The 12,331-nt window shown below is 46.9% G+C and carries 9 protein-coding genes; 8 read left to right on the plus strand and 1 reads right to left on the minus strand.

Going from position 1 to position 12,331, the window contains the following annotated elements; all coding sequences use genetic code 11:
• Nucleotides 1-66: 66 nt before the first annotated feature.
• The 7 genes from IY568_RS12100 (at nt 67) to IY568_RS12130 (ending at nt 11,449) form a co-directional block, all read left to right on the plus strand.
• A complete protein-coding gene (locus IY568_RS12100; protein ID WP_194867672.1) occupies nt 67-2,883 on the plus strand; it encodes a hypothetical protein in 2,817 nt (938 codons plus the stop codon).
• 144 nt (nt 2,884-3,027) lie between these two features.
• Nucleotides 3,028-3,894, plus strand: a complete 867-nt coding sequence (locus IY568_RS12105) for a hypothetical protein (RefSeq protein ID WP_194867673.1) — start codon at nt 3,028-3,030, stop codon at nt 3,892-3,894.
• 875 nt (nt 3,895-4,769) lie between these two features.
• On the plus strand, nt 4,770-5,537 hold the full coding sequence (locus tag IY568_RS12110; protein WP_194867674.1) for a hypothetical protein: 768 nt from the start codon (nt 4,770-4,772) through the stop codon (nt 5,535-5,537).
• A 58-nt stretch (nt 5,538-5,595) separates the two neighbouring features.
• Nucleotides 5,596-6,390 (plus strand): hypothetical protein, encoded by a 795-nt coding sequence (locus tag IY568_RS12115; protein ID WP_194867675.1) that lies wholly within the window; start codon nt 5,596-5,598, stop codon nt 6,388-6,390.
• 46 nt (nt 6,391-6,436) lie between these two features.
• Nucleotides 6,437-7,213, plus strand: coding sequence for a hypothetical protein (locus tag IY568_RS12120; RefSeq protein WP_194867676.1), 777 nt, complete (start codon nt 6,437-6,439; stop codon nt 7,211-7,213).
• Nucleotides 7,214-7,242: 29 nt separating this feature from the next.
• Nucleotides 7,243-10,596, plus strand: a complete 3,354-nt coding sequence (locus IY568_RS12125; protein ID WP_194867677.1) for a cadherin-like domain-containing protein — start codon at nt 7,243-7,245, stop codon at nt 10,594-10,596.
• A gap of 55 nt (nt 10,597-10,651) precedes the next feature.
• Nucleotides 10,652-11,449, plus strand: a complete 798-nt coding sequence (locus IY568_RS12130; RefSeq protein ID WP_194867678.1) for a hypothetical protein — start codon at nt 10,652-10,654, stop codon at nt 11,447-11,449.
• Between the two features lie 12 nt (nt 11,450-11,461).
• Here the strand turns inward: IY568_RS12130 and IY568_RS12135 are convergent, their stop codons facing one another.
• Nucleotides 11,462-11,788, minus strand: a complete 327-nt coding sequence (locus tag IY568_RS12135) for a hypothetical protein (protein ID WP_125562392.1) — start codon at nt 11,786-11,788, stop codon at nt 11,462-11,464.
• Nucleotides 11,789-11,918: 130 nt separating this feature from the next.
• Here IY568_RS12135 and IY568_RS12140 point away from each other — a divergent pair, with 130 nt between their 5' ends.
• On the plus strand, nt 11,919-12,323 hold the full coding sequence (locus IY568_RS12140; protein ID WP_194867679.1) for a hypothetical protein: 405 nt from the start codon (nt 11,919-11,921) through the stop codon (nt 12,321-12,323).
• Nucleotides 12,324-12,331: the final 8 nt, after the last annotated feature.

Raw genomic sequence — 12,331 nt, forward strand, 5'->3', positions numbered from 1 at the left:
AATGTTTGAGTCAACACGAAGGAAATTGCCGTATTTTCGGCTTTATAATCTAGCATCAGGGACATTATGAAATTCTCACCCGTGTTATTGTTGATGGCTATGCTGTGCCACATTCAGGTTAATGCATCATTGCTCTCACTATCGAGCTATGATTTGCTCGATACCCGTCCTGAAGTGCCCGTACGAACACCAAATGCCCGTCAGGAGTGGGATGATTACCTGCTGACGCTTAAGCACTTAGAAGATGGCGAACGGGTGTTAACCTGGCATCCTCAGGCCGGCCAGACGATGTATAAAGTGGCATACAAAACCTCTGATGGGACCTGGACAGAAAAACTCATTACAGATACTCAGTTTGCGATTGATGCCTCGTTGTCGGGGGCGGTGGAATTTAAAGTAACCGGGTGCGAAAGCGAACTGCTGTGCCGTGACTATGGCAATGAACTCAGTACGATATTAGATGTACACAATAACAGCTTTCTCTATCTGCCACAGTATGTGCCGGGTAACACCGCTTTTCGTGTTTCTTATACCCAAGTTGCTGATGCCACGCGTTATACCTTGCAGCGTAGCAAAAGTGAAAATGAATTTAAGGACATAGCAAACTGGGTACATAGAGTGGGTTTTGCACAAGGACATTACGATGAAACCGTGTTGGCTGCAGGGCGTTATTGCTATCGACTGGTGACTCACAGCGCAACACAAGCTGCACGGGTTTCTGCGCCAGCATGTACCGAAGTTGACATGAGAGCGATGCGAGCGCCGGAACACTTTGTTGCGCAAGCCCAGGCGCAGGGCATCTATAAACTGAGCTGGCCAGATGTTGAGCGCGCCGACTACTATCGCCTTGAGCGGGAATCGTTAACTCTGGTTACATCAGAGTCTGAGTCTGGGTCACAAGTAACTGGGCCTGCAATGATACCCGTGGACTCAACGCCACGTTTTGCACGCAGCACGCGAATGGTGCAAGCAACACCGACAGCAAAACGTACCTACCTTAAATCCTGGCAACTAGTCGGAGATGATAAGAATACCGACAAAACTCAGGTCCATACCTTGGATACTTTTGAGCTTGCTGGCGCACAAAATTATCGTTTATCAGCGTGTGATAAACACGCTCAATGTTCAGCGCCTAAGACACTGTCTTATACTGTGCCGGTAGCACATATGGTAAAAGGGCTGCCTGAGTCAGCAACAGCTCAAGCACTTAATCAGAACACGGTAAAACTAAGTTGGGCAGACGTGCCTGGCGCCGACACTTACACGGTGACTATGTCGCGTAAAGGCGCTTACTGGCAGTCCCGTTATACCGGGATCACCGACACTAGCTTTACTCAGGAAATTTATTTGGCCGGAGACTATCGATTTGAAATTCAGGCATGTCTTGATTCCGGGTTTTGCGGTCAGACAAGTCAGGTCGGCACTGAGCTGCGTTTTTCATTGGGCTCAAACTCAAGTATGACGCCCTCTGTGTTGGTTGTGCCTGAGGAGGTAAATCCGGGGGCAGCGTTTGAGATCAAATGGGCAGCGCCACGCAGTGGTGAAGTGGCCCAATACGAAGTGCAGGGCGAATTACAAAGTACGCTAATCAAGGGGGATTTCGAACAAGGTCTTGATGGCTACTACGCTTTTCGTCGCCCGGCGCTGCCTCATGGCAGAAAGTACTGTTACAAAGTGCGCGCCTGGTTCACCACAGGAGAAGCGGGGGCTTATACCCCGACCCAATGTGTTGCCGTTGGCGAGACGGTATTTGATGAAGTAGATAACTTCCAGATAAATCACGTTTCTCGCTATGACTTTAATGTCAGCTGGAAAGCAAAGCCGGGTGCTAGTGCCTACCTGCTTGAGCTGCAAACGCGTACTGATGATGGCAAAATTCGCTGGCAGCCAGTCTATTATGGCCAGCAAACGCGAGTAATGCAGCAACTTGGGCCGTATCATTTGCATCATTATAACCGCCTCGGGCATTTGGCCATGCGTGTATCAGCGTGTAACAGTGAACGCGTGTGTGGTAACCATATGCGCGCTTACCTGCGTAATATTTCCACCGCTGCGTTTTTAAATCCGGTTTATTTACCACACAAAACGCCGGCCTGTATTTCAGTGCCCCAGCAGATTGAGTCTGGTGAGCCACTCAGTGTGAATTGGTGTGAAACACAACACAGTGGTGTTGCAAAATATGAATTACTGGGGGAGTTACAGAATGTGATCCTGACCGTGACGACGGATACTGCACGGCGTGATATGCATCAGTTAATGACCACGACCCGAAACAACTTAGAAGCTGGCCGGGAATATTGTTATAAAGCCCGAGCTGTCTATCAGGATGGCAGTGTCAGTGGCTTTACCGATAAGGTGTGCACCCAGATTGGGCCCTTGGAGTATCCGGCTCCGACGGACTTTTCAGTCAAAGCGCTCACTGAGAAAAATCACTTTGAGCTCAGCTGGAAAATAGTCTCTGGGGCTTCTTCCTATCTTATGGAGCAGCAAACTCGCCTGGGTGTCTGGCAAACAGTGCCTTGTCAGCTGAGGAAAGTCGCGTTTGGTTGGCTCGCTTGTACCGTACAATTGGGTGCAACTCCAAAAGTACCTGAACTAGACAAAGTCGTTTACCGAATTGCTGCCTGTGGCCGTAATGAAAAGTGTGGCAACTTTACGCGTTTAGCTTTTAATCCAAACCCTGCGCCTGTTATGTACCGTGATTCACTGGGCAACTTATATCAGGCTGAGCAAGCTGTGGGCGTAGGTGCGATTGCATATTATAAGTGGGTGAAAGGGCCACAAGGCTGGTATTGGCAGGCGTTGACTTTGGTACAATGGCAGCAGCTTGCGTTACAGGTGTTTAAATTATCGCCGCCTGTTTTAGAAGTGCACAAACAGTAAGTCCAAGCAGTTTGGTAACTGACTTAATGAGTAAGTGCTTTTGCATCGTATGATGTACTACTGACAACTAATAATGAAAAATGGATCTGAAATGAAATACGTAATTTGCGCTGTAAAGTGTAGTAGATTGTTTAAGGAGGCTTCATGAGCAAGTCGTTTGCCACGAACTATAACTGGCTCGCTCTGAGTTCACTACTTAGTTTTGGTATTTGTGCAGCAGAGCAACAAGAGGTGTCTTTTACGCTGCAATGGAGCAGCGTTGAGGGAGCCACTCACTATTTACTTGAAGAAGGGAGTCGTGATGGAGCCTGGCAAAGTGTCCATAGTGAGCCTATTGCAGAGCAAAAGTCAGTAATTAGAAAAAACAGCCATGGTCTTTATATTTATCGAGTCAGCGGATGTATCTCAGATAGCAGCAATACGATACATTGTGGGAATGATGTCGCAGAGTTTAGTGATCCTCTGATCATTGATTCAACTCAATCCGGAGTGTTTAAACTGTCTCTGAATGCACAGGGCAGTGTACTTAGCTGGACTGAATTGCCTACCAGTCGGTTTTACCAGCTAGAAACAACACCTTGTGCTTCGGGGTGTACTGACACCGAACAGCTCACATGGCAGGCAGTATCATTGTCCAGTAATGCAGCCCGTTATGATGTTTCTGCACAAAAAATGGCTGCGTTATATAGAGTCAGGGCGTGTTTTAGCGACACTGTTTGCAGCGAGTGGAGTAACAACTTACTTTACGACCCTAATGCACAAACACTCTCTTATGAGGTGAATCGTCTCTTTATAAATGGCTATAAAGTACTGTTCCGCCTGGCTGGAGACAGCTGTAAGACTACCGAGAATGGCATGTATTGGTATGTAGATTATGGTAAGTCGGATGGGGCGGTTAAGTATAATCTATTAAAAGCAGCTCAGGCCGGCAAGCGCCGAATATTTGTTAAAGTACCGTCTTGTTTGCCTGGGAAATATCAAGAAGTTATAGATGTGTATCAGGACTACTAATCCAGGTCGTATTTTAACTAGCAAGGAGAGCGTGTAGTTTTTCGTTACCTAATTACGCGCGACTACCTGGCAAAGTAATGAGCTTGTAGTCGAGGTGGACCGTTTATTGAGTGATAATAATTATATTGGGTAAATATGGTTATTCGTAGACGGTCTGCCAATCACTGCTAGAAATGGTTAATGCCTACGTTTTAAAAAAGCTCCTGTGAGTTGTGCGATTTGAGTAAACGGTCAGATGTAATTTTTGCTATGTTTGGTGTTTATTCGCACCATATGTTCTTTCATGCCACTGGCCGTTTACAAATATCGTTCAGACTGTATTATTAATCACGATATCAATACCTTCAGATGCGCAGGAATTTGCTCTATTGCAGACAGTCTGCTCCGTGCCACGCTTGCACAAGCAGCTATCATATCAATTTAATACCTGTTCAATTTGAAGGCGCAAAGATAACGCGAGCGGCGTTAAAAACTTCTTATTTAGAACGACTAAATAGCAAGATTCTAGCCTTGTTATTGACCTTATTTTCTCGCCTTACAATAGAGCACTTGATTAAGCAAATTGATATAAGTTGGCGTATCTAAGTCAAGTTTCATCATTGAAAACACTAAGCCCTGCACAGCCGAAAATATAAGCGAAATAAAGTCATCAGAGTCAGACGGGGTTCAATCACCAGCCTGGAGAAGTGATGCGCTTTTTCTTTCGGAGTCTGCTTTTGGTAACTGATCACACAATGCCAAATTAGTTCAATGAGTTAGGAAACAACACTCATTAATTGCCTTAAATCCCAATTAAGGTACAATCTGCCCAAATAAAAAGTTCGGTTAAACGAACAAGCCAATCAGCTCATTCTCCTGGAAAAAAGGACTTTACAATGAACCTCAAATTACTCGCTGTTGTGGCGGCGATAGTGCCGGGGGCGGTTTGCGCTGCCTCTGCGGTTAAACAACTGGATGTCTTGGGTAATGCTGTTACTTTTACGCTTGAGCAGCCTAAATCACACGCCATTCCTGCCTGTGTGAGCGCCGATAACCTACAAAAATGGGCGATAAACTTAAACTCCCTGCAAGGTCAGGCGATGTACAGCCTGCTGGTTACAGCGGTATCGAAAGAACACTTGGTGAATGTCACCCCGGCTAATCGTTGCGAAGTGATCGCTGATATCGAACAGGCGGGTTCATTATCACTAAAAACTAACCCTGCTCAGGGAGGCGTTGGGGTCTCTTTATACAAAGGGGATGGTGTGACTAAGCTGGGAACGGTTACCAATACGTCAAACGGCATACAATATGTGCCATCAGAAGGTACCACTTGGGTACAGCATTATGGGCCATCAACACTGAATCTTGTGTACTATGTTGATGAACAATGCAGTGGGCAGGGCTATATCTATCATACGCCCAGCTCGAGCCCTTATCTGCTCCTGCCTAAAAATCGGTTCTATACCAAATCAGACTCTAAATCCGAAAACCTATTGAGTAAAAATGGCAACGTCCCTGTCTATCAGTATGTTTCATATGCAGAGGAAGGCAAAAGGTGCCAGAAAACTCAAAATACGGCCAATCAGTATGACGCGCGTTATACCAAGCTTTTGGATGCTGAACATCCACTGTGTGGCATGCATGCCTGTGTCATTCGGTAGTGGCTGAGTAGCGCAACAATAACAACAACGAAACAACATTCTAATATTCGGAATAATAATGAAAAAATCGGCTATAACAGCCTTACTTTATCTGCTTAGCACTTCGGCTATGGCGGGCTCTGCGATTAAGCAACTCGATGTGTCGGGTGATGTCGTCACTTTTGCGCTGGAGCAGTCGAAATCACACGCCATTCCTGCCTGTGTGAGTAACGATAACCTACAAAAATGGGCGATAAACTTAAACTCCCTGCAAGGTCAGGCGATGTACAGCCTGCTCGTTACAGCGGTATCGAAAGAACACCTGGTGAATGTCACCCCGGCTAATCGTTGTGAGTCGGTTGCGGATATTGAACAGGCCGAGGCTATTTCGCTGATAACCAAAACGGTCGGTGCAGCAGACAGCGGCATTTTACTCTATAAAGGCGATGGCAGGACCGTGCTGGGTAAAATTATGTCAACAAGTGCTTATGGAAATCACATTTACAGCCAGGATACCTATTCGTTTGCACCGGTTGGTGGAGCAACTCGCCTTGAAACTGTGACGTTTTATCGTGTGCCGGATATTTATTATGCAAATTCACAGTGCCAGGGAGAAGCGTATATCAACAGGAATGTTGCACCGGATCAGCCCTTTTACAGTAATAAACTTGATCTTTATTATCACACACCAGTCAACCCTACTGACCAGGATTACATCAAGATACATGGAGATGCTGAGGTATATAAGCTCAATGATAATACTGCAGAGTGCACGGCCATCGGGAGTCAGGCCAAGCAGTGGACTAGCAGTATGCTGAGGTTAGTTCCAATGGAACACCCTCTTTGCGGTATCAAAGGCTGCATTATTAAATAAGCATCTATTAAAACGATAAACTAATTAATCAGCACTCGGAATAACAATGAAAAAACTAGTTGTAACTGCGTCATTTTGCCTGCTTAGCAGCACGGCTATGGCGGCTTCTCAGATCTCTCAGCTCAATGTAAGCGGCGATGTGGCGATATTCACTCTGGAGGCGCCCAAAACACACACAGTGCCTGGTTGCGTGACGGCAGAGAACCAGAATAAATGGGCGGTTAGCCTGAGCTCGCTGCAAGGACAGGCCCTTTACAGCTTATTAGTAACGGCAGTGTCGAAAGATAAGCTGGTTTCGGTGCTATCGGCGCAGCGATGCGAATCGGTCGCCGATGTGGAGCAGGTGCAGGGCCTGAACTTAAGCTCGAATAAACTGAACACGAATTCAGCCAGCGATACCTGGATATACAAGGGAGACAAAGTCACTAAAATAGGTAAAGTGGTGACGATTGAAGGGAATACTTTTACTTATGTACCAGTGGATGGAACGCTTAAGGTTCACAATTATACGCCCTCAATCGCACCTGGCTTATCATCATTCACTTTTCTGGATGCTGAATGTAAAGGTGACCCTTACCAATCTAATTATGGATACCCGTTCTTGACCTTTATTGAAAGTGAGGGGGCTTACTTTACATTTGCTGACTCCAGTATCAAAGGGAATCGCATGGCAGATCATGGTCATAAGGCCGTTTACCGTCTTGGCGGTGAAGGTCAGTGTTACCTGGAAGATAGGTATCTGGCTTATCAGGAGACCCGCGCTGTAAAGCTAATAAAAACAGAACACCCTTTATGCGGCAAAACGCCTTGCTGGATTAAATAACAAGAATATAAGGCTTATTAGGGATGAACGTGATCAGAATAGCGCTCAGCATATTCATTATTAGTATGTGTCTGTTGGCAACGCCTGTGTTGTCCGCGGGACTGGACTTTCCCACACATATGCAATTTATGCTCAAAAATCTGCGAGATAATGCGCAGGCCAATACACTTCCTGTGATCACCGAAGACCATATTACACTCGATGAAGATCAGGGCTCGGTGCTGGATTTACTCAGTAATGATCTTGACCCGGATCAAGACCCGCTCAGGATAGTGTCTGTCTCAGCAAAGTATGGCCAGGTGACCCTGATGCCAGACGGTCAGGTAAAGTATGAGCCACCGGCCAACTTTTCCGGGCTGGATGAAATTACCTACCTGCTTTACGATGGTCGCTCGAATCCGGTGAGGGGCCTGGCAAAAATCACGGTAAACTCGGTGAATGATGCGCCCGTGGCCAACGACGATGCAGTGACCCTGATAGCCAATACTCAAGCCGTTATTAATGTATTAGAGAATGACAGTGACATTGATGGCAATGTGTTAACTATTACTCAGGTAACCGCACAGTATGGCACTGTGCAGGTCAAAAACGGAGCTATCGAATATCGGCCCTATACGGAATATGATGGTAGCGACGTGATCAACTACACCATTCAGGATGCCGCTAACGCCTCAGCCAGCGCTAAAGTTCTGGTGACTGTATTAAAAGAAAACAAAACGGCACCGGTGATCACCGGGCAAAAGCCGCTGACAATGGACGAAGACACCAGCTTTGTGCTTGATATCAATCAGATTAACTATCTTGATGCCGATTCACTTGCAACAGATATAACTTTTGAAGTAGCTGGTGGGCAGCACTATACGTTAGATGGATTTACACTCACACCGGCACAGCACTTTAACGGGGAGCTAAGTGTTCCCGTTGCGCTATTTGATGGTAAGCACCGCTCACAAGAGTACCAACTTAAAATCGTGGTGAATGAAGTCAATGACCATCCCGAAGCTGGACAAATAATCTGGGAGTCGGTTAAAGACGAGAAGTTTGCCTTGTATATGCGCGGCATGATGCACGACCCGGACTTTAATTATTGGCCGCTGGGCAGAGATGACCCAAGACTTGAGCAATACACATTTATTTTCTCTAAAAATGCCCGCAGAGAAGACCATGGCGGCTGGACTAACGCCGGTGGTCGTTTTGTTCAGGTGCCCGGCGCTCGCAGTGATTTATATGAATACACACCGCCTGCTAACTTTGTCGGTCGCGATTACGTGTTTTTCTTTGTTTATGATGAACAAGGTGCACCATCCGGTCGTGGTGACATTGCCATTGATATTAAAAATGACAAAGGGGCACCTGTGATTATCCGTCACCTTGATATTGCGACGGTGAGAGAGGACACCCCATTTAGCCTGTCTGTGCATGACCTATATATTCGTTACAAAGGGTCACATAGCCGCAACAGCGAACTGACCCTGGAAGTGCTCGATATGCCGGGCTTTTATTCGGTTGATCAGGCAACGGGCCAGATCACCATAGATCCCTTGTATGAAGAACCGATACTGAATGTGATGGTGCAAGTCACCGACGGCACGACCACATCTAACAAACACAGAGTGGCGGTGCCGCTGCAAGCCGTCAACGAAGCTCCGCAGGTATCCGATCTGGATATCAGTATTAACGGCTTACCAGACGGCGAGATTGATTTCAGAACCCAGCTGATGGTTGACCCTGAGGCGAATAAAACCCCAGGTTTGTTAGACAGGTTTAGCTATCAGTTTGTGACCGCGACAGGCAGTGCAAACAATCAAACCAATTATGGCCAGTTGGTCAGAGTACCGGGCAAACCGCATGGTGTGTTCCGTTACGTTCCGGGCACCTCATTTTATGGTGACACTTTTGCGTTTTGGGTAACAGACGAGCAAGGTCTGCAATCGAATCAGGGCACGGTTGTGATCCGTGCTGCAAAGCCTGCAGTGCCCAACAAGCCGGTTGCGCAAAGTAACGGCAGTCAAGTCACGGTGAACTGGGCTGAGGTAGGTGGTGCGTCTTACTATATCGTCAGTAAAGCAAGCTACAGCACTGAAGTATCAGTCACTGAGCACCGGGTTACGAGTAACCAGTTTGAGTCTGCAGATGATGAAAACGCGTATTCCCAGTATCAGGTTAAAGCGTGCAATGATGCCGGGTGTTCGGAGTTTTCTGACTGGTCTTTGCCATCCAGAACTTTGGTTACCACGCCGGTTGCCTCTTTGCTTCGCAAGAATGAAATCGAAGTAAACTGGCACAGTGCACCATCGGCCCAGTTTGATGTGCAAATTAAATACAATGATAACGCATGGACTTTGCCGGGGCGCTATGTCAGCACTGACAATCACATATCCTGGTCGAGTCTGGAGTCAGGCAACAGGCGTTACCGGGTACGTGGTTGCGATGATAATCTGACCAACTGTACAGAATGGTCAGCTGAGTCAAACACCGTGACTATTCCAGTCTGGATCCACAAAGTGAGTGGAGAGGGTAGCACGACCACGCTCGAGTGGGGTCCTGTGCCGGGCACCAGTTATTACGACATTTCCATTAAGTACAACAGCAATGACTGGACGGTACCCGGGCGCTATACTGCGCCAGGTGGTAATGAGGCGGGTAATAATCAACTCACCTGGCACAACCTGGATGGGGGCATGCGCGCTTATAAAATTCGTTCTTGTATTGGAGCAATGGGTAATGCGGTCTGCTCTGACTGGTCATCACCGACAGGGGTTTATACAACACCTGAAATACCCGCAGACACGCCCGCGCTTAAGGTATCATCTGAGACGCTTACATTCCTGGATAAAGCTGAAAGCATCGACTGGCACTTTGTCAGTGAGCCGAGTCAGAGCTTTATCACAACCTTGTTTGTTTTACCTCCAAATGCACGTGAGATGATTGCGCTGAGTAGTCGTGAGCGAAATCAACCGGGCACTTACAGGTATCGTTTTGCGCAGCCAGGCATTTACCGCTTCTTCGCGCAGGCATGTGGTCTGGTTGCGGGTGTGAATGTGTGTAGCGAACGCTGGGAGACCGAGCACAGGGTAGAAGTAATTAATCAGCGCTTTACTGTTGAACATACTGGCACGCACCTGAGGTGGTCGAAGTTAACGGGCGTAAAACAGGTTGTGATTGAAAGCGCACTCTGTGGCCTCAGATGTGATGTGGCATCAGCAACCTGGAAGCCTGTGGAGACGCTGACCAATGGTGAACTGAGTCTGGCAGTGACAGAGCCGAAAGGGACCGCATATCGTGTTAAAGCGTGCTTCAATGAGGGTTCCTGTACGTCCTGGACGATTGTCAGAGACAAAGCTGAGAAGCTCAAGGCGCCTAAACTTTACAGAGCGAATTGACCGAACAGGCTGCGGTGCTGAACCGCGGCCTTTACTAACAAAGGTTTGAATAACGATGACGAAGAAAAAACTGACTATTTTAATGAGTGTAGCGCTGTCGCTGACAAGTGCAACCACTTTGGCTCAGGCCCCGGCGAAAGTAACGTCACTGAATGTACAGGGTACCACAGCAACATTTACCCTGAATGCTGAGAAAACCCATACATTACCTGCCTGTATCAATGGCGATACACGTCAACTTTGGTCTCTGGATATTACTTCTATTCAGGGGCGTGCACTGTATAGCCTGTTGCTGACGGCGGTGTCTAAATCCCAGCTGGTTGTCGCACAGTCGGCCAACAACTGTGATGTTCTGGCGGGTATTGAGCAAGTTGCCGGACTCAACGTGTCATTCAATGATGCGCAGCCTGCTGGTAGCAGCACCGTGGCGCTTTATAAAGGAGATGGGGTGACCAAAGTTGGAGATGTCATCACTGTGGCGAGTGGTTATGTGATGTATCACGATAAAGCCAACAATTGGTATGCACATTTTGCCCGGAGAAACTCTAACTCGCCTATGTATTATCTGGATGCGCAATGCCAGGGGCAGCCCTATGGGCTTTCAGGTACCTGGAGTGACAGCCATAATCAGGGCCCCACCTACTCAACAATATTAAATGCGTTTTTGCTCGCTTCCCCATCCTGGGAGACGAGCAATCGGCTTAATATATATGGTGGTAATAAAGTGTATGCACATCTTGAGGATGGCAGCTGTGTTGAGAATGGCGTGTCTTATGAAAAGGATGCTAGTTACACTAAATTGTCAGAAACAACGCACCCGATGTGTGGAGATAAACCATGCGTTATTAAATAACGCACGTTTATATTAGTTAATTGACACTGCAGCCAGTTTCTCAATGCCGCTTTCAGGTATACATTGTTCGGTACTGGTTAAATAAACTGGTGTTTGGCTGTCAAAAGCACCAAGCAACAGGCTGTATAAGTTATTACTGCCATGGTCATTTAGTGAAATGGCCCAGCTATCTTTGTTATTTGCATCAACACAAGAAGGCGTGTTGGTTGCTTTTTGTGGCTGAGTCTTAAATGTGACCAGGTTATTAATTACCTGAAACTCGGTGATTAAATAAGCCTGGCTGTTAGCAAAACTAAATGTGCTGGCGAATGCCAGTGGTAATAAAAAAAGATTTTTCATAGGGCACCTCAAACTGTTTTTCTGATCCTAACGGGTTTTAGGTATGGTCGTCTACGGTTTGAGGGACAAAAAGAGAATAATAGTTAATCGGCGATGTATCGCTGGTATTTAAATTTATAGGATTATTATAATGAAAAAAGGGCTCATGCGTTTTGGCTTGATGGCGTTACTCGGGGTTGCTTTCACGGGTCAGGCAAGTACCACACAGGAGTGTAATGGTGCCTATGTTGATACCATTGCTATCGAGGGCACTCGGGTTGATATACCCGGGTTAAGCAAAACTTTGCTGATCAGCTTTAAAGATGCCAGTGGTAATTTGATGACCTGTGGCATGGGATCGGGGCGATATGTCTACCTCAAAGCCCGCGAAAACCCTGAAGTATTTGATGCCATGCTGTCGGTTGCTTTTATGGCACGTGCAAACAACCTACCGGTCCGTTATATGGTGTTGGCAGACAGGGCAATTGCTTCTGCCAGGGAATTGTCGTTCCTACAGTTGCAAAGTGATGTTCCTGGTTTCTACGATACTAAGTAACAGAGGCT

Origin of the sequence: Pseudoalteromonas sp. PPB1 (assembly GCF_015356275.1) — a bacterium.
GTDB lineage: Bacteria > Pseudomonadota > Gammaproteobacteria > Enterobacterales > Alteromonadaceae > Pseudoalteromonas > Pseudoalteromonas rubra_D.